Origin of the sequence: Lysinibacillus capsici (assembly GCF_020217405.1) — a bacterium.
GTDB lineage: Bacteria > Bacillota > Bacilli > Bacillales_A > Planococcaceae > Lysinibacillus > Lysinibacillus capsici.
Genome location: NZ_CP084108.1, coordinates 2343959 through 2364374 on the forward strand (window position 1 = coordinate 2343959; position 20416 = coordinate 2364374).

Genomic DNA, 20416 nt, shown 5'->3' on the forward strand with positions numbered 1-20416 from the left:
TTTTAAGCAACTGTATTACTAATTATTTTGCTAAAGCCATTATCATATGCATTATTAATCAGCTGCTGTATTGACTTCACTGCTTGCTCAGAGAAAATATACCAGTTATCGCCATCGAAATCATGGAGTAAATACTCAGGATAGCCTTGTAATAATTCCTCTGGGAAAGGTTGATTTAATGTATAGATATCATATTGTTGAACACTGTATTGATCATGGCTCATAAAATCAAATTGACCAAGCTTGTAATAAGATCCAGGAGTTTCTAGATTGAGGTGCCAATAATAATCTTTCGGAGCCTCTACTTTGTCGCCTTTCTTTTCTTGGAAAATATTGAAAAGCGCTTGGTGGTAGGCATTGCCTTTGATGTCCTGAACGACACCACCCATTGTCATATGGTATTCATAGCGTAATACCTTAATTTTTTCATCTTCAATTCGCAATGGTTCAGTCGTAATGTTCACTGTGCCTTCATTATAATGCACTTGGCTGCCGAATGTTTCAGCAATAAAGCGAATTGGTACATAGGTGCGATTGTTTTTCATGTATGGTTGTACATCCAATTGCTCTTTTTGACCATTTTTAATGACTGTTCGGTTATTAAGATTCAATTTAATAGTTGTTTGATCCATTGAAAGGGTGATTTGTGAATCCTGCCAATGAACTTGTGCACCAAGATTTTCACTGATTACTCGTAATGGCACCATTGTTCGATTGTTTTTTTGCTCAGGTGCTGTATCAGACTTTACCACAACATCGTCGATTTTGATTTGTGGAGTTGCGGCATCAGCAGGTGTTGCTACAAATAATGTAGATGTTAAAAATAGCCCTGTAAAAAATTTTTTCATGGTATATAACCTCCTTATATTTTCACATTTACCACCATCGGAAATTTTACCATAATATTCTTTAATATATAATAAAAATCTTACTATTTTTTCTCTAAATTCAATAACCGTTTTAATTATCAAATGTATAATGACACAAAGTCACCATTGCTAATAGCTACTTTTTGACAGCGTATAATCTGTATTTGTTCTCGAATACTAACGCTGAAAGGAGGTTATTGAATGAAGTTTTTGACATGGGGCATTGTTGGTGCGGCATTATTTGCTGTGATGAAAGGCTACGGGAAATCAAATCAAGGACAAAAGGATAGCTTTCAACAAACAACGACGCCTGTACAATTAGTCGCCAATGCGAATCCGCTGACAGCCAATACACCGAAACAGTAGAACAAAAGCTTATAGATTACTTTGATCTATAAGCTTACTATAATTTTACATAAATATCCTATCATTGGTATAATAGATTGTGAGAAAAGGGGTGTATAGATGCTTCATTTTACAAACTATCATGAAGATGATTTAGAAGAAATTTTGCAATTATTTTACGAAACCGTACATAGTGTAAACGCAAAAGATTATACACAGGCCCAATTGGAGGCTTGGGCACCGTTAGCCATACAGCCAGTTAAAGTAGCGACTTGGCAAAAGACTTTAAGAAATAATAAGACCTATGTCGCACGGAAGCATCAGCAAATTGTTGGCTTTGGGGATATGACAATGGAGGGCTATTTAGATCGACTTTATGTCCATAAGGATTTTCAAGGACAGGGGATTGCATCAGCCATCGTAGATTTACTAGAAGCAGACGCAAAAAAACTTGGTCTTACCCATATTTACACGGATGCTAGTCTTACAGCGAGACCATTTTTTGAACGGAAAGGATACCAAATCATGCAAACACAAACAGTCGAGCGACAGGGCATATCGTTAATGAACGTTAGCATGATTAAAATATTTATTGATGAAAAGGATGGATGAAAAGGATGAATTATGTAAAGGGTTTTGTTGTATTACTGATGTTATGTTTCATGCTTAGTGCCTGTGCACAAACAGAAAAGCCTTCTAATGAGAAACCAGATGTAGAAAGTATCACAGTTTCATTCGAACATCCTGAAACAAAGCAACCATTTAAAATAATTCATGCTTATGAGCTTTTTCAAAACTATACAGAAAAGGTAGAAAGTGACCCAGATCGTTCGCCATTGGACATCTATCGAGAAGAGGTCATTGATCCTGTTTATAGTGCATGTTTTGAGAATGGTGAATATATAAATATGGCTGAGACGGTGTTGAATATCACGCCCAAACAATTGAAAGAAAATCAATTATTAAGCGAAAAAATTGATAGGGAAGCAACTGAAAAGAGTATCAAAGAGGGTCTATTCAAATCTTCTGAATTTCTTCCAACTAATAATGAAACAACGGTATGTGTGTTTCCAGCCACAGATGTTAACGCCAATATGGTAACGATAGGTGCAGGTAAAATAACAGCCCTCTATAATAAATATTATACCGATGAATCTATCAGGGCCATTATCGCTCATGAATATCATCATAGTGTTGCAACTGAAAACCGCCCACGTGGTGAAGATAAAGTGCTAGATCATCTCCTATTTGAAGGAAGGGCTGTGATGTTTGAAAAATTAGTTTATCCTGATTTGAACTTTACGCGAGTTGATTTAGATTACAACAAAGTCTACTGGGCAGATGTTGCAGCAGATTTGGATAAGCCTGATCTGAATCGTGCATTAGATATAATTAGAGGTGGAAATGATCTACCCTATCAATATGGATATAGTGAGGGCTATAAAATGGTAAAATCCTATCTTGATTTGCATCCCAATGTATCGATAGAGGAGTGGACCGCCTTAAGTCCGAAAGAAATTTTTGAGAAAGGCAACTATCTTGAAAACTATCAATAAACAAGTAAGCAACAGACCGAGTATCAAACGCGGTCTGTTGCTTCATTTAGGCATCGATGAATGGTTAAAATTGCTTGTAAATGCATCCCTTCATGAAAGATGGTGCGTAACAGTACTTGTTCAATGGTTTGCATACCCATATCAATAGGACGGAATTCCTCTGACAATCGGTGACCATACTGCTCCTTTAATTGGGCAGGCTGCTGAGCCAAATACATTTTTAACTCCTCAAAGGATGGCGTTTCGTCGTCAAAATGCTTTGGCGATGTACCAAACCCAAACCATTTCTTGAGAGCTTCTAGTTCTGTATTCTTTTCTTTTGTTAATGCCTCTATCCATAAATATTGATCGAGATAAACATGACCCATATTCCAGCGAATATTATTATGATATCCAGCTGGGATGATGTTCGCTTTTTCTTCTGACACATGCTCCAGTAAGTGAAGGAACTCGCCACGATAATTGGCTAGCTGCTGAAATAAATTTTCTTGACGTTGATTCAAATGTAACCCTCCTTTTTAATATTATTGGCTATAATCCTCCATTTTCCTGCAAAAAAAGAAGAACACTTTTTGTGTTCTTCTCCAAATTATCTACTTTGTGTCTGTAATGCTAAACGGACACCGAGACCGATATAAACGAAGCCAACTGTCTTTTCGAGCCAGCGTGAGCTACCGCCTGTTTTTGTAAAGATTTTTTCACCGATGAAGCTTGTAAGAACTGCGAGTAGGATTGTATATAAAGCACTCATCACGACAAATGTTATTCCGAGTGTTAGCAATTGGCTTGTGACAGACTGCTCGTTATGCTGAACAAATTGCGGTAGGAAGGCAAGGAAAAACAGGGCCGTCTTTGGATTGAGGATTTCTGCTAAGAAGCCTTGACGGAATGAAGTACTAGCAGGACTATGTTCAACAGTCGGTTGCTCAATTTTCTTTGGTTTTGTGAGGAGCATCTGAACACCTAAGTAAACAAGGTATGCCACACCAATATATTTCACCACTTCAAAGGCAGTGGCTGATTTCATTAAAATAGCAGAGAGTCCTAAAACAGCTGCTAATGTATGAACCAAGTCACCAAGACCGATACCTAAAGCTGTATAAATACCATTCTTTTTTCCGCTTTTTAATGTTTGCGTAATGGTAATAATAACCGCAGGACCGGGGATTAAAAATAATAAAAGAACTATTGCGATAAAAGATAACATGCGAAACCATCCTATTCTAATAAACTAATCATTCTAGGGTGAATGCATGAAATATTATATTCTAGCTATTGTGTGGCTGTCGATAAAGAAATATTGAAAAAATAATGAAAAATAATTCAGAAAACTAATGAATAATACTAATGAAATTTTATTACCTAGTACTAATATTTAGTGTTAGAATAAGATTATAAAAATACGTTGGAGGAATTCATATGTTAACAAGTCAACAATTACAAGCTATTTTGCCACACCGTTATCCATTTCTTTTGGTAGACCGTATTGTGGAGTTAGAAGAAGGCAAGCGTGCCGTGGGGTTGAAAAATGTAACGATTAATGAAGCGTTTTTTACAGGTCATTTCCCACAGTATCCTGTGATGCCAGGTGTGCTAATTGTTGAAGCATTAGCACAGGTTAGTGCAGTGATTATGCTGACAAAGGCTGGGAATGAGGGAAGATTAGGTTTATTGGCAGGAATTGATCATTGTCGCTTTAAAAAGCAAGTAAAGCCTGGTGATCAGCTACATCTAGAGGTGGAGATTACGCGTGTGAAGGGCGCTGTCGGGAAAGGCAGAGGGATTGCAATGGTAGATGGAGAAATAGTTTGCGAGACGGATCTTGTTTTCGCTTTTGGATCTTAGAAAATGGAGGTTCACGGTTGAATTACACATTGATGCTTTTTATCGCCATCATGCAAATAGCGCTATTAGCGAATATTACGATTGCTAAAGGCTCTTGGGATGGGTAGATAATGTGGCTTTGTACGGTAAGTTTTTGTTTTCGCAACAGCTATTTTTGGATTAAGTAGAGGACGGCGAAAAGACACTCAAAAATAAACGACTTTGCTTCCATTCGTACTACACGGCTCTCTTTCCTTCATATAATAAGTGGAGTGAAAGTTTTAATATGAGAGGATGAGGAGGTTTGAGGGTCGCTTTTATAGAACACAAAGAAGAACAGCTACAGCCAGAGCAAGCGTTGGCGCATGATTTCTGTGATCAATTTGTGCAAAAGATGCATAAAAATATATTGCATAAACAGCTTGATGAGGATGTATATCAGTCCTATTTTGTTATCCTTCAGCAACAATATACAAGGCAAGAGCTGCGATTTATTGTCTATCTGTTAAAGGTACAGGCAAATGAGATAATACGCATGAAGCCCATGTTTATTACCATGAGTGGTGTTATTTTATCCATGTTTACATTGCTTGCTACAACCATGAATAGCAAACTCATGATCGGCATGTCGCTTGTCCAAATTGTTGCATTAGCCGTCTTGAGTTTTAATGTCGCCATTATATGGATTTCCTTTAAAATTGAAATCGAACATAAGCGGGTGCAGGCAGTGATTGCATTATTAGATTATTACGTAACAATTGTTTCCGAAGGGAGTGACCTTCATGCAAAAGACAGTTGAACAATTACATTATTGGCTTATAAAAGTACCAGAAGTATTTCGTGTGATGACGGAAGCGGAAATAACACAACGCCCTGCTCCAAAAAAATGGTCCAAAAAAGAAGTAATCGGTCATTTATGTGATTCGGCTATTGTCAATCTTGAACGATTTCTTCAAATGCAGTATGAAGCTTCACCCTATGTAGTGACTACATACGACCAAGTACAATGGGTCGCGTTACAGGGCTATCAGGAATTACCAATAGAAGATATTTTAATGTTGTGGACAAGCATCAATAAAAAAATCATGTATGTACTGGACCACCTTGCTGAAGAGACATTGGCCCAGCCATGTGTGTTGAATCAACAACAAAGGACATTGGGATGGTTGATAGAGGAGTATATGCACCATCTGGCCCATCATATCCATTATCAAATTTTTAATGAATGAATGCGAAACATAAGCATTTTTTTAGGAAATCCTCAAATAATAAAGTACGAAAATAATTATTTGGGGACGTGAAAATGTGAAAAAGTTTTTATTGCTTTTACTACCACTTAGTCTAATCACGGTGTCGCTTTTTTATGTAAAAGTGAGTTCTTCTGAAAATAAAGGAAGAAAGTATTATGAGGAAGCAGGTCAAATTCTTTGGGAAATTCAGACAGATGAAAAAATCATTGCCTTAACATTTGATGATGGGCCACATCGCAAATATACAGCGAATATCCTTGATGTATTGGAAAAATATAATGCAAAAGCAACCTTTTTTATTGTCGGTCAAAACGCAGAAAAAAATCCTGAGCTGATTACAAGAATGTATGACGAAGGACATGAATTGGCCAATCATACTTATACACACCCTTTAAGAACAAATGTTACCAATTTAATGAAAGAAATACAGCAAACAGATGAAGTGATTGCAGGGATTACAGGCTATCAGCCAACATTATTTAGACCAGTTGAAGGACAATATACAGATGCGATGATTGATGCAATTTCAAAAAAAGGCTATAAGGTTGTTATGTGGTCTTGGCATTTAGATACGCTTGACTGGAAAAGCCCTGGTGTTCATCGCATCGTGAATACGGTTTTAAAAGGTGTGAAGGCAGGTAATATTGTCCTATTTCATGACGGTGGGGGAAATCGAGCGCAAACGGTTCAGGCAATGGAACAAATCATACCAGAGCTTGAAAAACAGGGCTATCAGTTTGTGACAGTTTCTGAATTACTGGAAATCCAAAGGACACATAAGAAAATGGAAAAAAAACAGTAGTGTTGAAGCTGAAACGTCTTCAACACTTTTCTTTATGTAAAGGTTATTTAAGCATTTTTTTGATTTGTTTAAGCTCAGCAATTAAATAATCAATTTGTTTCTGCATATTATCTATTTTAACTGTTTGATTCCCATTTCCATTATTAGTTTGAGAAGAATCATTGTTCGCGTTTTGGAGCGCTTCTAATGCGAGTCCCGCTGCAATGGTTTGTAAACCATCCCCTAATGTTGAAATGGCTGTGCCAATATAGGATAGCTTAGCCACATAAATTTCTATGGATTCATTGCCTTGGCTCGGTTTATTATTTCTCCCCATTATTCTTCCTCTTTACATTTGTCATTACTTGCATCATATGTGACAACAAGTGAAAAGGCGATTCCAATGATCGTTGAATGATTCACTAAAAATGGTAAAATTAGCACAATCAACGGATTGGGGGACTAGTATTGACAAAACATGTAGAGCTGATTGAAATGAATAGTGAGCTGTTAGAGGGGAAGGGCAGCTATTGTTTACGAAGCAAGAAGAAAACAGAGGGCTATCAGAACAAAAACAAATGGCTTAATCAACAATTTGAAAAGGGCTTACATTACATACAAGTACTTGAAAATCAAAAACAAGTAGGTTTTATAGAATATACGGACGCGGAATACTCTTCAAGAGTTGTACATGCAGATGGCTATGTGGTGATTCATTGTTTATGGGTAAGTGCAGTGGGCAAGGGCTATGGTACACAATTACTGAAGAAATGCTTAAAGGATGCCAAGGAACGTAAGAAAAAGGGAGTGGTGGTCATTACGAATGGCCAAACTTCCTGGACGCCAAGCAATGATTTATTTTTACAGCACCAGTTTCAACATATGGCAACAGCGCTCGATGATTTTGAATTATGGGTCTTTCCATTTCATGAAAGCGTTGAACGGCCATACTTTCCTGATGATTGGCAGGAACGATTAAAGAGGTTTCCTCATTTAACGATTTTACGTTCCTTTCAATGTCCCTATGTAGACGTCGCCACGGAAAATATTCAATTAGCTGCCAAAAAATTAGGACTGATGCCCACGTTGGTGGATCTTCAAACGAGAGAAGAGCTGATGGAGAAATCACCGACACCATATGGTATTTTTTCAGTCGTTTATAAAGGACAATTGATTTCCTTTCATCGATTAACCGTGCATTCCGTATATAAAAAACTGCAAAAGCTTATGGATAATTCCTGATAGGATGCAACTTTTTTGGACACTGGCACGTTATATTCTTATAGCATTTCTAGGATTCTTTGAGTTTTTTGTTGACTGCTACTAGGAAATGAGTAAAATTAAAAGGCAGTACCATAATATGCCTAAATTTAGTAGTATGAAGGTTGAATAGGTGCTGGAATGCTAGTTAGAATGAAGCATGATGGGACAAGGTCTGTCATGAAATTTTGACAGTCTTTTTCTTTTCGTCTTCTGGATAACCTGTTAAGATGGTAGTAGTGTGACAACAAGTTAGTGTAAATGAGAGTGGTGACAATCAAGATGGATGAACAGAAAAAAGAAAGTACAGAACAGCAGCAGGAGCCGATTCCAGCTGAAATAAAGCCGGCAGGACAATTTATACAACTGAAACCGTTTAAATTTATCATGCTAATGTTCTTTACAATTCTTATTACGGCAGGTTTAACAATATTTGCGTTAACCTTTGGTGATAAGAAAGTAGTAGAAGTGAAAGTTCCGATTGAACGAGAGGAATTTACAAAATTATATGAAGCATTTGATTTACTGAAAAATAACTATTACCAAGATATTGACGATGAAAAAGTGGTCGATGGTGCGATCAATGGTATGTTTGATGCATTAGGCGATCCTTATTCTGATTTCATGGTAAAGGAAGAAGCGGATCAATTTAATTCGGGCTTATCTTCGAGCTTCCAAGGAATTGGTGCAGAAATCCAAGAACGTAATGGTTATATTACAGTTGTGTCACCTATCAAAAATTCTCCTGCTGAAAAGGCAGGCTTATTACCAAAAGATATTATCTTAACAGTTGATGGGAAAAGTATTCAGGGCTTAAGTGCAACAGAGGCAGTTGCACTCATTCGGGGCGAAAAAGGAACACCCGTAAAACTAACGGTAAAACGTGGCGAAAATACGGAACCCATTCAAATGACGATTGTTCGTGATGACATCCCAGTCGAAACCGTTTATGGTGAAATGCTTGATGGCAATATTGCTCATATTCAAGTTACATCATTTAGTGAACAAACAGCCCAAGAGCTTGAAAAGATCCTTACTGAGTATGAAGGCAAAGGAATGAAGGGCATTGTATTAGATTTACGTCAAAACCCTGGTGGCTACCTAAAGGCTGCAGTCGATATCTCTAATTTCTTTGTGCCAGAAGGAAAAGCGATTGTGCAGGTACAAGAAAAAGATGCGGAGCCTCAAATTACAAATGCCATTGCGGGTAAAAAATATAACCTACCGATTACGGTACTAGTTGATAGTGGTAGTGCTTCAGCCTCTGAGATATTAGCAGGAGCATTAAAAGAGTCAGTTGGTGCTAAAGTTGTCGGTGAAACATCATTCGGTAAAGGGACTGTCCAAAATGTTACACCATTAAAAGACGGCTCTAATTTGAAATTTACGACAGGTAAATGGTTAACACCGAATGGCAACTGGATTAATGAAAAAGGAATTGAGCCTGATGTCAAAGTTGCGTATCCATCCTATGCCTCTTTACCATACTTGAATGCCTCTTTAGAAATGAAGACAGGCCTACAATCTGACTCTGTGAAAGCAGCTGAGGAGATGCTTCAGGTGCTAGGGTATGAGCCTGGTGAAGTAGATGGGATCTTTGATGACAATACCGCACAGGCAGTAGAAAAACTACAAGCAGCGAACAACCTTGAAGAAACAGGCATTCTAACAGGTAATACAACGTATGCATTAATGGATGCGTTACGTGCAAAAATGAAAGCTGATGATCCTCAGTTACTAAAAGCGAAAGAGCTTCTTGTAGGAACAGCCGAAAAAACAGAGGAAACAACAAACTAACCATGTAGCTGTCGCAACAGTTGTCTTTCACGGCATCTGCGACAGCTTTTTTTATAGGAGGACCTAATATGAAAGATGTGTACCTATTTAGTGGCTTCTTAGGGAGTGGCAAAACATCCATGCTGACAGATGTCATTCGCCAGCTAAAAGAAAAGAATTTAAAGCCTGCTGTTATTATGAATGAGCTCGGGAAGCTACCATTTGACTCACAGGCAGTGGAAAAAGATATCCCGCTCAAGGAGATGCTAGAGGGCTGTATTTGCTGTTCAGGTGCTGAAAAAACAGAGGCACAAATTCAATCTCTTCTATTAGATAGTGATTTTGATGTGCTCATTATCGAAACAACAGGTGCAGCACATCCTGTAGAAGCTTTGGATGCCGTTTTTTCACCGCTTTTTGCAGATCAGCTCAATGTGAAAGGTATTATCACGGTGGCAGATTCTAAGCTCTGGCTACACCGTGATACGTTAACACCACAAGTGCGCTCTTTATTTCTAGAGCAGATTCGCCATGCACATCTATTATTAGCAAATAAAACAGACTTATTAACAGAGGCAGAGCAAGGTCAGGTTGTCTATGAACTGCAGGGCTTAAACCCCCATGCCTTTATATTGCAAACAACAAATGGACGTGTACCACTTAGCTTATTAGAGGGGCTGAAGGCAACGACACAGGTCGATAAAGCAGATATAGTTAAAGCACCAATAGCCTCAATGCAGCTAGGCTCTCGCTTAGTAGATTTCACAGATCAGGAATTTACACAGGAGCAGTTTGAAGATTGGGTGCGTGCATTACCTGAAACGATTTATCGTATGAAAGGCTATGTACCAATTAAGGGCATCAAAAACCCAATGTTGTTCCAATATGCTTATGGAATGGTGCAATGGCTCCCAGAATATCTAAAAATGCCAGCAAAACTTGTTATTATTGGAGAGAATGTCGTTTCTTTACCTGTTATTGGGACTAATTGAAGAATAAAGCAACCTGTGAATTTTGCACCTGAACAACCCGTGTAGCTTTACACAGGTTGTTTTATTTTTATGTAAATGAAATGTAATGATTTTGTAACACAATTGTAACATTAGACTAACATGAGGCTACGACACTAGCCATCTCTAGGGTGATGCCAAGACAGAAATAAAGCAAGGCGGTTAAAAAATGAGTGTATAAAACATACATTTTTTATTCATATTAGCTGTTTATTTTCTAAAATATTTACTAGTTTAGGAGGGGTGTCAACCCTCTTTCAAACGTAAGTATTTCATAGATTGGTTAAACCTGCTAAAAAATAACGCGAAAAAAACGTGATTTTTCGCGCATTTTCTTCTTCGTTGGTGTAGTTAGCAGATGTTGGTAAGATTTTAATGAAAATCATCCCTTACGATTAGTGGCAGAGAAGGAGGAATTGCAAACATGAAAAAAACACTAACTGCAATTTGTGCAACATTTCTTTTAGCAGCTCCAATTCAAATAGCTTCTGCTGCTGCAAATACAACAGAGGGGAATTCCGTACAGCAATCAACAAACTGTAATGTTTATTATTATAAATGGTCAAACAATAATCATAAGTGGACGATTAAACTTCCACAGGCATCGACACCATCTAATGAGACGCCAACAACAAATAATACAACACCAACAAAGCCAAATAATAATCAATCATCACAAAATGAAAAGCCAGCAACACCACCAACTACTTCAACACCATCAACAACAACTTCAGATGTGGACGCATTTGAACAAGAAGTAGTAAAATTAACAAACGCTGAGCGTACAAAAGCTGGTTTATCAACACTTCAAACAGATGCAAAATTAATGGCTGCAGCTCGTGAAAAATCACAAGATATGCAAACAAATAACTATTTCTCACATACGAGCCCAACATTTGGTTCACCATTTGATCGTATGAAAGCTTTAGGTATCGCTTATAAAGCTGCAGGTGAAAACATTGCTCAAGGTCAACGTTCACCACAAGAAGTAGTACAAGCGTGGATGGACTCACCAGGACACCGTGCGAACATTTTAAACGGTAAATTTACACACATCGGTGTAGGTTATGTGAAATCAGGTAACTACTGGACACAACAATTTATCCAAAAATAATCATTTATGAATAGAAAGATGCTCTATAAGTCTATAAAGGCTTATAGAGCATCTTTTTTTATTGAATTAATGGTAAAATTTGATGAGTAAGGGAGGATAGAATTGAAACAATATAGCATAGCAATGGCGATTTTCTCATTAGCCATGTCGTTTTTAATAGGAGCTGGCTCATCGCCACCAGTTTAAAAGAGCAGCCAAAGGAATCCGTGTAACACCAGCTATTGTCACAACAAGAGGCAGCTGATTATTTAGGAATCAGTGTAGTGGAAGTGCTAAAATTAACAGAAGTGCCAGATGGATCTAATGGTTACATAAGCGAAATCCCTCATGTAAAGGTAGGGGACAAAGTCTATTATCCAAAGCAAGCCATTGATCGCTGGCTATTGGATATGGAATTAATCGTAGTACCTTAAGAAAAACACATAAACTATTTCTTTGGATAGGGGCATCCCCTAATAAAAAAGAGCGCTCCCTCCAGCGAAAAACGGTCGATGAAACTTTTCTTTCTCTTTTCTAAATAGTAGTTTTTAAACTGTATTTTGGGGGAATTGATAAATAAGTAGTGGGTAAAAAGTAGGGAGAGGTGAGATGGATGAAAAAGCCGAATCTATTAAAGCAGTTTTTTACAAAAGAAGAAAGACCGCATACGTTTGCGCTGGCAACAGCTCAAGACCATCGTTTATTTTCATATGCCATGTCCTTTGCCAAGTATCACCCCGATATGATGATTGTGTTTGCGGCAGATGGCGAAATTATTTACGTCAATCAAGAAGCACTCTATGAACTATTACAATATCGACCTAGTCATGCAGAAGATTTCAAGAAAATTCTGACTGATGTAGATTATAAACGATTAAAAAGAGCGTTCAATCGAACATTACGAGGAAAGTCGGTCAAGATTGATATTGAAAGACTACAGCATCAAGGACAAAACCTAAGCCTCGTACTGACGTTTATACCAATCAAAAATGACGACAATCAGGCCGAGGGGCTCTATTTAATCATTGAAGATATGTCCACGTATTCAGCCATGAAGCATCAGTTAATGCTACATGAGAAGCATTTAAATTACGCCCAGCATATTGCGGCAGTTGGGAGCTGGGAGTACTTTATTCAGCATGACAAACTGTTTTGCTCAGATAACTTTTATCATATTTTTGGCTTTGCACGTTCAGATAACGATGGTATTGATCACGTTTTCCAGTTCATTCATCCAGATGATTATGAAAGGACATATGATGCATTTAATCATGCTCGAAAAGGGACTAATTTTGACAGTGACTTCCGAATTTATCACGGTAAAACCAATGAGCTGCGTTTTCTACAGGCAGCCGCCGAAGTCATATGGAAGGATGACAAGCCCTTTAAGATGATTGGGGTTGTCAAAGACGAAACGGCTTTCAAACTACTTGAGAAAACACTAAATGATACATTAGCCAACTATCATTCTATCTTTGACAATTTAGATGCAGGGATTTGGATGCGAGATTCCATTCGTGGCAATATGCTGTTCGCCTCTAAAGGATTGGAAGGAATTCTTGGTATTCCATTAGCTAAGCTTTATGATGACTCAGAAGTATGGATTAATATGATTCATCCTGCACATCGTGAGGAGGTATTAGCGTATACTGATCATCTCGCTTCAGGCAAAAGCTATCAAGTGATTTATCGTATCCTAACGGGGGAGAATCAGACAAAGTGGTTGCTGGAGCAAATTGTGCCGAGACTAGATCAGCAAGGGGAGGTCAACCATATTTTCGGCTTAGTAACGGATATTACAAAGGAGATTGAACGAGAAAAGAAGCTTAATTATTTAGTGTATTATGATGAATTGACAGGTTTACCAAATCGCTTGAGCCTACATGATAAAGTTGATACCCTATGCTTAGCTGGCGAACCCTTCGCACTATTATATATTTCGATTAACCGCTTTCATATCTTAAATAATGCGCTAGGTACGAAAATCGGTGATGAGCTTCTGCGCACGGTGACCAACTACTTTTCAACACTAACAGATGATCACAGTTACATGGCACGTTTAGACAATCAGCATTTTATCATTGTCATGAAAAAATATGGGAGCAAGCAACATATTTACGCGCTGGCTAGCCGTATACTGAAAACCTTTGATACACCTTTTTCGATAAAAGACTATCGCTTGCACCTATCTGCTAGCATTGGTATTGCTTTTTATCCAGAGGAGGGCTTATCGAGAAACATTTTATTAGAAAATGCGTATTCAGCTTTATGCTATGCGCAACAGCAGGGAAGGAATCGTTTTCATATTTATGCCTTTACGGAGGATATTACTTCCTATAAGCAGTACGTGTTAGACCGAGATATGCGACAAGCCATGTTAAATGAGGAATTCGAATTATATTTCCAACCATTGGTGGAGCCGCAAAAGGGGATTATCAAGGGTGCAGAAGCGTTAATTCGTTGGCATCATAAAGAATGGGGCCTTGTGTCACCTGGTGAATTTATTCCATTAGCGGAAGAAAACCATATGATTCATATCATTACAGATTGGGTGATTAAAAAAGCATGTGCGTTGTTACAGCACTGGAAGCAGCAAGGGCATGTGCTGCGAACAATTAGTATTAAGATATCGCCAATCCGTCTGATGAAAAAGGGCTTTATTCAGTTTGTCCAAGAGCAATTACAGGTAAATTCGATTGACGCGCATTATTTACAGTTCGAGATTAGCGAAAGCACCATCTTAAAAAATAGTACAAGTGTGATGACTGTTCTCGAAGAATTACAAGACATGGGTGTCAAAATTGCTATTGGTGATTTTGGAACAGGCTACTCATCCTTAGAATCATTGCGAACATTCCAACCAACGACACTCCATATCTATGAAGCGTTTATCCGTGAAATTCGTCATGATCGTCCGATTGAAAATGGACTTATTTCAGCAACGATTTATTTAGCCAAAATGCTTGGTATTCAGGTAGTGGCAAAAGGAGTTGAAAGTTACGAGCAATTTATCTTTTTAAAGCAGCAAGAATGTGATTATTTGCAAGGTAGTATTTATACGAAGGCTGTTCCCGCGAAAGCCTTTGAAAAAATGCTGACACAAGGCATTTTAACACCACAAAAAGCCATTGTTCATAAAAAACCTGTGGTGGAGCGACGCAAATATTATCGTTTTCAATTCCCGGCCTATGTGAAGGGCTTCATGACAATTATTGAAATGAATGAACAAAAGCTTAACATTGGTCATACCCCGATCGTCATCGAAAATATTAGCTTAGGCGGTATGAAGATTCGCTCTTCTTTGAAGCTACCCGTTAATCAAACGATGAAATTTAAATTTAGCTTTATTTTGATGAATCAATCATTTAACCTAGAGGGTACATTTAGATGGACCTTAGAAGAAAAATATCAAATCTACTCTTATGGGGTCGCCTTCAATTTGACGCAGGAGGATGAAGGGAAATTAGCCCCGATTATCAATCGAATGACAGCCTTGCATAATCAACATGAAAAAATAGAGGGAACGCCCTTTATGTATGAGGATATTGAAGCTTATTTTAAAAAATAGCTGATCATGAAGATGCCCAAATGTTCTAGAGGGCATCTTTTTCATGGCGTGGAATCACACGAACTAAGCGTTTGAAATACACGAAAAATGCCTATACTCTCCAGTAGAGGAGGCGTTTTATGGATAAAGTGGAGTATATGATGAAAAGCCTACAAAAAGCATTCTACCATTCCTCGGATTTGACCGTCAGACAAATAGATTGGCATGAAGGGGACACGGCTATTTTATGCTTTTACGCTTCTCTTGTTGATGCGAAGGAAGTACAAAAAATACTGGATACGATTTATGCACGTTTAGATACAGAAAAACCTTTTTGGAGTGAAACCTTACTTACAACACTCGAAAATTTTGCGCTACCGCAAGCGATTGAACGGGTTTGCCAAGGTGAAACGCTCGTGATTTTACCTGACACGGGAAAAATGCTAACGTTAGCGATTACCAATGAAGTTCGTCGTAACCTTGAGGAGCCGAACAATGAACATATCCTGCGGGGCTCCCATGAAGGTCTTGTGGAGCGAGCGGATACCAATTTAACGTTGATCCGAAAGCGAGTGAATAATCCCGCTCTTGTGGTCAAATCTTTTACAATTGGACAACAAACTAACACAAAAGCTTATTATCTCTATATGGATGGAGTCATACAGCCTGAGACCTTACAAGAGATGGAAAAGCGGATTGCGGACATTAAAATCGACTATTTTTATAGTATTGGCCAGTTAAGTGATGTACTAGAGGATTCCGTGTTATCGCCGTTTCCGCAATTGTTAAATACAGAGCATCCAGATCGTGTGGTAGCCCATTTAGTGGAGGGTAAAGTTGTGGTCATGACCAATATTTCGCCGTCTGCCTTGATTGGCCCTGTGACATTTTTCTCTTTCTATCAAACACCTGATGACTATAATAGTCGGGTAATGGTTGGCTCTTTTTATAAAATCGTGCGTTTACTGTCGTTTGTAACGGCAGTTTTTTTACCAGCATTTTATATTGCTGTGATTAGCTTTCACTTTGAGGTATTACCTTTAGAATTAAGTAATCAAGTGAAAAATGATGTTAATGATATACCTTATCGACCGTTAATTGAAGCGCTGATCCTTGAGATTATTATGGAGCTCATTCGAGAATCAAGTATTCGTTTACCACAATCAGTAGGGCAAACGATTGGGATCGTAGGGGGATTAGTGATAGGAGATGCCATTGTAAGTGCGGGACTCGTGTCAAACTTAATGGTCATTGTTGTCGCCTTAACGGCCATTTCAAGCTATGTTGTTCCGTCTGTTGAATTGAATAGCACGATTCGCATGCTCCGTTTTCCGTTTATGCTACTAGCCTCATTATTTGGGTTTTTAGGCATTGTGGTAGGAGTTGTCATCCTATTAATTCATTTAATTAGTTTAACTTCATTGAAACAGCCGTATTTTTCACCTATCGTACCATTTCAACCGAAAGCTGTTTATAAAATTTTTTTACGCTGGCCCTTTATTAGACCGACAGTCCAAGTCACTTCCTTTCAACCACCGAAGGATGAAAAGGGAAAAAATGAGGATACACCATGAATTTTTCTCTATCAAAGGCGCAATTTTTTTTACTACTTTTTATCATTCAGACAGGTATTGTCTACATTGCCTTTCAAACACCGTTAATCATATACAGCCAACATAGTGCATGGTTTGTATTCATCCTTGCAAGTATCTTCCATTATGGCTTGCTGTTATTTTTTGAACGCTATTATCAATTTTTCTTTTTAAATGGGTTCTTTCGCTGGGTCTATCTGATCTATTGGTTATTAATAACAGCTGTATTAATTGCCTATATGGGGTATGTTCTGGCCTCATGGGTCTTGCCCCGAACACCTGAATGGATTGTTGTCATGATGATTGTAGGGCTATCTTTGTATGCCAATTTAGTTAGACCAGAAACCATCATCAATATTGGTGTCATGCTAATTCCTATCATTTTCCTCTTTGTCATTTTTTTAATGCTGGCTATTCCAGATTTAACGTGGAGTAATCTTTTTCCCGTTGAGTGGAACAATACTAGGCAAATCATGGCGGGCATGATTCATAGCATGTACGCTTATTTGGGGATTGAAATGTACCTCCTTTATCGTCCATTTCTCAAACAGGATTTACAGGTAAAGGGAAAACCATTATTGGTTTACCAACTCGTTATTTTTATCTTTTATTTTATTTCGGTTGTCTTTACACAAATGTTCTTTGCTTTGGAGGAGGTTCAACTAATACCAGAGCCTATTATGTATATTTTAAAATCACAGGAAGTGAATTTTGTAAAACGGCTGGATATTTTTTTCATCTATATTTGGCTTTCTTGGTCCATTGTTACGGTCATGATCTACGGTTTGTCCCTTCGTGTGCTTTATTTGTCAAAAAAACGGAAGCATCCGAAACGAAGTATTGTTTTTTTTCATCTTCTCTTAGCCATCCTGCCGCTATTTGTCATGCAATTTCAGCGCATTGAGTTTATCAAAAATTCTATACACTACGTACTCATTGTGTTTACGATTCTACTACCAATGATGATAATTTGTTGGAATAAATGGAGGGGAAAACGTGTATCGTAAAGGGATTATGCTCCTCTTGTCTATGTTACTTGTAGCTGGCTGTTGGGATGAACGACTTTATAAAAACGCTTCCGTTGTGACGCTCGTTGGGGTGGACGGATATATAGGGGCATACAAGGGATATTATGCCTATCCGAATACAGCAGCTCAGCAAAATGAAGTGATTGAAGCGGACGGCATTTCACCAAGAGATGTACGGAATCAAGCCAATTTAAAAGTAGAACAAACACTTGATTTATCTGAGTTATCGACCATCCTTGTATCGGACCAAACGGTAAGAGAGCCTCTTTATGATATTTTGGATATTTATTTTCGTGATCCCCAAAACCCGATTTCGATAAAAATTGCTGTAACAGAAGGGGATGTCAAGCCGTTTATAGAGCTAACAAAGGATTTAGCAGGGGGGGCAGGAGGCTATTATGAACGTTTTATGGAAAGCACAGAGGAAAATACAATTTTTCCAAAATTAGATTTACAGACGGTTGGCTCCATGCTATTTGAACAGACAATTGATATAGCACTTCCGTATATTCAGTTAAGTGAGGATAAAAAGCATGCTGTTGCGGAAGGTGTCGCTTTGTTCTCAGGTCAAACGTTTACGGGTACAATATTAACACCAAAACAATCTCTCACGATGCTTCTCTTAATGAATCAACCTAGCAAACAAGCGCGGATGAGCTATATGTGGAAGCATGATGGAAAATCGATGCCAATCACGGCTGATGTTATTCATATCAAGCGTCAATGGACGGTGAATGAGGAATTAAAAAGAATAGACATGGATTATCTCATAGAGGTAGAAATTGAGGAATTTGCACATGACCATTTATATAAAGACCCCGTTTTCAAGGAGGTTCAGCAGTTGATTCAAGATCATGTGCAGGGAGAGTTTGAGGAGGTTTTGCGGATTCTTCAAGGTCAGCAATCGGATACGTTGGGGATTGGTCGATATATTCGTGCTTATCACCCCAAAATGTTTCAGAAGGATTGGCATGCTGTCTATGCATCCTTACAGCTAGTGCCGTCTGTTCAAGTGAAAATCATTCGCACAGGTGTTTTACGCTAAAAAAATCGCCTTTCTCAAGTTAGAGAAAAGCGATTTTTTGTTGTTAAACAGTGACTCTTTTTTGAACAACCAATAGACGAATTAAAAGAGTAATTGCGCCCATTGTTAAACCTGCCACAAGGCCAATCCAATAGCCAAATGGGCCGAAATCCGTATGTGTGGCAAGGGTATACCCAACTGGCAAGCCAATTACCCAATAAGATATAATGGCCATGATAAACGTGATCATAACATCTTTATAGCCCCTCAATGCACCTTGTACGGGTGCTTGTATTGCATCAGATAGCTGGAAAATGGCTGCGTAGACTAAAAATTGTACGGCATACTCAAGTACCATCTGATCTGTCGTATACATATGTGCTACAGGTTCACGTAAAATAAACAAGATGCAAGCTGATATAAAGCTAAATAAAATGGCTGTGCCGACACATAGATAACTATACATACGAGCATCTCGCATGCGACCAGCGCCAATCTCAAAACCTACTAATATTGTGACACCCATAGAAATACTGAGCGGAACCATGTATAACAGAGAAGTGAAATTGATGGCAATCTGATGGGCTGCTATGATTTCTGTGCTAAAATTACTCATCATCATGGTCACAGCAGAAAAAATACTTGTTTCTGCAAATAGGGAAATACCGATCGGAACCCCAATCAATAAAATTTCCTTCCATCGAAGCCATTCAAGCTTAGGCCAATCGTGAAACAGACGGAATCGTTCGAACGGTACTCGTTTAGCGATGATCCATACTGTAATCATGAATATTAGCCAGTACGTTATTGCTGTCGCTACACCAGCTCCGACGCCGCCAAGCTCAGGCGCACCAAATTTGCCGAAAATAAAGATATAGTTCAGCACGATATTAATGGGTGTTGTCATTAAGGTAATGATCATCGTGACCCGTGTCTGACCAAGGGCGTCAATAAAGCAACGCATAACAAAAAATAAGAAAAGTGGCAAAAGACCCGCACACATCGCATAGATGTAGCCTTTTGCAATGCTATGTACAGCAGACTCTAAGTTCATCTTACTAAGTATCCAATCAATGCCAAAGAAGAGTCCTGTAAAAATAAGGATCGCCAGCAATATGGCGACATAAATGCCTTGCTGGACTGCCTTTTTTGCATCCATCTCTTTTTTCGCTCCCACAAGCTGTGAGACAATTGGCGTAATAGCTAGGAGTATACCTGAAAGTCCAGTATAAATCGGCATCCAGATAGAGGAACCAATCGAAACACCTGCTAAATCAACCGTCCCGTAACGACTGGACATTAAAATATCAAAAAATGAAATAAGATAAATAGCTACCTGTGTCACTAAAATAGGGACAATCATTTTTAAGAGTAGCACGTATTTTTCCTTAATTGTGGATGTTTGATACATATTTTCTACTTCCTTCATGAACATAATGAACAAGTATAGCATATGTAAAG

At 38.3% G+C, this 20416-nt stretch carries 21 protein-coding genes; 16 read left to right on the plus strand and 5 right to left on the minus strand.

Features of this window, described 5'->3' with window-relative positions; translation table 11 throughout:
* Window positions 1–2: 2 nt before the first annotated feature.
* Complete coding sequence (locus LCP48_RS11520) at window positions 3–848, minus strand: copper amine oxidase N-terminal domain-containing protein (protein WP_225340997.1); 846 nt, start codon at window positions 846–848, stop codon at window positions 3–5.
* Window positions 849–1070: 222 nt separating this feature from the next.
* Here LCP48_RS11520 and LCP48_RS11525 point away from each other — a divergent pair, with 222 nt between their 5' ends.
* From LCP48_RS11525 to LCP48_RS11535, 3 genes are all read left to right on the plus strand, one after another.
* Complete coding sequence (locus LCP48_RS11525) at window positions 1071–1235, plus strand: hypothetical protein (RefSeq protein ID WP_004230164.1); 165 nt, start codon at window positions 1071–1073, stop codon at window positions 1233–1235.
* Between the two features lie 99 nt (window positions 1236–1334).
* Window positions 1335–1826, plus strand: a complete 492-nt coding sequence (locus tag LCP48_RS11530; protein WP_225340998.1) for a GNAT family N-acetyltransferase — start codon at window positions 1335–1337, stop codon at window positions 1824–1826.
* A 5-nt stretch (window positions 1827–1831) separates the two neighbouring features.
* Window positions 1832–2770 (plus strand): DUF2268 domain-containing putative Zn-dependent protease, encoded by a 939-nt coding sequence (locus LCP48_RS11535; RefSeq protein ID WP_225340999.1) that lies wholly within the window; start codon window positions 1832–1834, stop codon window positions 2768–2770.
* 23 nt (window positions 2771–2793) lie between these two features.
* On the opposite strand, the gene LCP48_RS11540 is transcribed toward LCP48_RS11535, so the two are convergent.
* Together LCP48_RS11540 and LCP48_RS11545 are read right to left on the minus strand one after the other, a co-directional pair.
* Entirely contained in the window at window positions 2794–3273 is a 480-nt protein-coding gene (locus LCP48_RS11540) for a DinB family protein (protein WP_225340195.1), read from the minus strand.
* Between the two features lie 86 nt (window positions 3274–3359).
* Complete coding sequence (locus LCP48_RS11545; RefSeq protein ID WP_009371318.1) at window positions 3360–3977, minus strand: LysE family translocator; 618 nt, start codon at window positions 3975–3977, stop codon at window positions 3360–3362.
* Window positions 3978–4189: 212 nt separating this feature from the next.
* Between LCP48_RS11545 and fabZ the strand changes: the two genes are divergently transcribed.
* From fabZ to LCP48_RS11565, 4 genes are all read left to right on the plus strand, one after another.
* A complete protein-coding gene (fabZ, locus tag LCP48_RS11550; protein WP_009371319.1) occupies window positions 4190–4615 on the plus strand; it encodes a 3-hydroxyacyl-ACP dehydratase FabZ in 426 nt (141 codons plus the stop codon).
* 283 nt (window positions 4616–4898) lie between these two features.
* Window positions 4899–5393 (plus strand): hydroxymyristoyl-ACP dehydratase, encoded by a 495-nt coding sequence (locus LCP48_RS11555; protein ID WP_225340196.1) that lies wholly within the window; start codon window positions 4899–4901, stop codon window positions 5391–5393.
* A complete protein-coding gene (locus LCP48_RS11560; RefSeq protein WP_225340197.1) occupies window positions 5377–5823 on the plus strand; it encodes a DinB family protein in 447 nt (148 codons plus the stop codon). Before LCP48_RS11555 ends, LCP48_RS11560 begins: the two co-directional genes overlap by 17 nt.
* A gap of 76 nt (window positions 5824–5899) precedes the next feature.
* The gene (locus LCP48_RS11565) at window positions 5900–6646 is read left to right on the plus strand and encodes a polysaccharide deacetylase family protein (protein ID WP_225340198.1); all 747 of its coding nucleotides are present in this window, start codon (window positions 5900–5902) and stop codon (window positions 6644–6646) included.
* 43 nt (window positions 6647–6689) lie between these two features.
* Here LCP48_RS11565 and LCP48_RS11570 read toward each other — a convergent pair whose 3' ends face one another.
* Complete coding sequence (locus LCP48_RS11570; protein ID WP_009371322.1) at window positions 6690–6962, minus strand: hypothetical protein; 273 nt, start codon at window positions 6960–6962, stop codon at window positions 6690–6692.
* A 131-nt stretch (window positions 6963–7093) separates the two neighbouring features.
* On the opposite strand from LCP48_RS11570, the gene LCP48_RS11575 reads away from it, so the two are divergent.
* The 9 genes from LCP48_RS11575 to LCP48_RS11615 all read left to right on the plus strand — a co-directional run bounded on the left by LCP48_RS11575 (window position 7094) and on the right by LCP48_RS11615 (window position 18976).
* On the plus strand, window positions 7094–7867 hold the full coding sequence (locus tag LCP48_RS11575) for a GNAT family N-acetyltransferase (RefSeq protein WP_004230149.1): 774 nt from the start codon (window positions 7094–7096) through the stop codon (window positions 7865–7867).
* A 300-nt stretch (window positions 7868–8167) separates the two neighbouring features.
* Complete coding sequence (locus tag LCP48_RS11580; RefSeq protein WP_009371323.1) at window positions 8168–9682, plus strand: lmo1851 family serine protease; 1515 nt, start codon at window positions 8168–8170, stop codon at window positions 9680–9682.
* 68 nt (window positions 9683–9750) lie between these two features.
* Entirely contained in the window at window positions 9751–10653 is a 903-nt protein-coding gene (locus LCP48_RS11585) for a CobW family GTP-binding protein (protein WP_004230148.1), read from the plus strand.
* Between the two features lie 442 nt (window positions 10654–11095).
* Window positions 11096–11785 (plus strand): CAP domain-containing protein, encoded by a 690-nt coding sequence (locus tag LCP48_RS11590; protein WP_225340199.1) that lies wholly within the window; start codon window positions 11096–11098, stop codon window positions 11783–11785.
* Window positions 11786–12006: 221 nt separating this feature from the next.
* Window positions 12007–12198: a helix-turn-helix domain-containing protein gene (locus LCP48_RS11595; RefSeq protein WP_225340200.1), complete on the plus strand. Its 192-nt coding sequence runs from the start codon at window positions 12007–12009 to the stop codon at window positions 12196–12198.
* Between the two features lie 179 nt (window positions 12199–12377).
* Window positions 12378–15332, plus strand: coding sequence for an EAL domain-containing protein (locus tag LCP48_RS11600; protein ID WP_225340201.1), 2955 nt, complete (start codon window positions 12378–12380; stop codon window positions 15330–15332).
* Between the two features lie 119 nt (window positions 15333–15451).
* On the plus strand, window positions 15452–16885 hold the full coding sequence (locus tag LCP48_RS11605) for a spore germination protein (protein ID WP_004230138.1): 1434 nt from the start codon (window positions 15452–15454) through the stop codon (window positions 16883–16885).
* The gene (locus LCP48_RS11610; RefSeq protein ID WP_225340202.1) at window positions 16882–17910 is read left to right on the plus strand and encodes a GerAB/ArcD/ProY family transporter; all 1029 of its coding nucleotides are present in this window, start codon (window positions 16882–16884) and stop codon (window positions 17908–17910) included. The genes LCP48_RS11605 and LCP48_RS11610 overlap by 4 nt, the downstream gene beginning before the upstream one ends.
* The gene (locus LCP48_RS11615) at window positions 17900–18976 is read left to right on the plus strand and encodes a Ger(x)C family spore germination protein (protein WP_225340203.1); all 1077 of its coding nucleotides are present in this window, start codon (window positions 17900–17902) and stop codon (window positions 18974–18976) included. Before LCP48_RS11610 ends, LCP48_RS11615 begins: the two co-directional genes overlap by 11 nt.
* 43 nt (window positions 18977–19019) lie before the next feature.
* Here LCP48_RS11615 and LCP48_RS11620 read toward each other — a convergent pair whose 3' ends face one another.
* The gene (locus LCP48_RS11620) at window positions 19020–20366 is read right to left on the minus strand and encodes an MATE family efflux transporter (protein WP_048392901.1); all 1347 of its coding nucleotides are present in this window, start codon (window positions 20364–20366) and stop codon (window positions 19020–19022) included.
* Window positions 20367–20416 lie beyond the last annotated feature (50 nt).

What these genes read in the sequence shown, in the direction of transcription:
- LCP48_RS11520 (WP_225340997.1), bottom strand. Translation starts at nt 848, where the DNA reads ATGAAAAAATTTTTTACAGGGCTATTTTTAACATCTACATTATTTGTA.
- LCP48_RS11525 (WP_004230164.1), top strand. Translation starts at nt 1,071, where the DNA reads ATGAAGTTTTTGACATGGGGCATTGTTGGTGCGGCATTATTTGCTGTG.
- LCP48_RS11530 (WP_225340998.1), top strand. Translation starts at nt 1,335, where the DNA reads ATGCTTCATTTTACAAACTATCATGAAGATGATTTAGAAGAAATTTTG.
- LCP48_RS11535 (WP_225340999.1), top strand. Translation starts at nt 1,832, where the DNA reads ATGAATTATGTAAAGGGTTTTGTTGTATTACTGATGTTATGTTTCATG.
- LCP48_RS11545 (WP_009371318.1), bottom strand. Translation starts at nt 3,977, where the DNA reads ATGTTATCTTTTATCGCAATAGTTCTTTTATTATTTTTAATCCCCGGT.
- fabZ (WP_009371319.1), top strand. Translation starts at nt 4,190, where the DNA reads ATGTTAACAAGTCAACAATTACAAGCTATTTTGCCACACCGTTATCCA.
- LCP48_RS11560 (WP_225340197.1), top strand. Translation starts at nt 5,377, where the DNA reads ATGCAAAAGACAGTTGAACAATTACATTATTGGCTTATAAAAGTACCA.
- LCP48_RS11570 (WP_009371322.1), bottom strand. Translation starts at nt 6,962, where the DNA reads ATGGGGAGAAATAATAAACCGAGCCAAGGCAATGAATCCATAGAAATT.
- LCP48_RS11580 (WP_009371323.1), top strand. Translation starts at nt 8,168, where the DNA reads ATGGATGAACAGAAAAAAGAAAGTACAGAACAGCAGCAGGAGCCGATT.
- LCP48_RS11585 (WP_004230148.1), top strand. Translation starts at nt 9,751, where the DNA reads ATGAAAGATGTGTACCTATTTAGTGGCTTCTTAGGGAGTGGCAAAACA.
- LCP48_RS11590 (WP_225340199.1), top strand. Translation starts at nt 11,096, where the DNA reads ATGAAAAAAACACTAACTGCAATTTGTGCAACATTTCTTTTAGCAGCT.
- LCP48_RS11600 (WP_225340201.1), top strand. Translation starts at nt 12,378, where the DNA reads ATGAAAAAGCCGAATCTATTAAAGCAGTTTTTTACAAAAGAAGAAAGA.
- LCP48_RS11605 (WP_004230138.1), top strand. Translation starts at nt 15,452, where the DNA reads ATGGATAAAGTGGAGTATATGATGAAAAGCCTACAAAAAGCATTCTAC.
- LCP48_RS11610 (WP_225340202.1), top strand. Translation starts at nt 16,882, where the DNA reads ATGAATTTTTCTCTATCAAAGGCGCAATTTTTTTTACTACTTTTTATC.
- LCP48_RS11620 (WP_048392901.1), bottom strand. Translation starts at nt 20,366, where the DNA reads ATGTATCAAACATCCACAATTAAGGAAAAATACGTGCTACTCTTAAAA.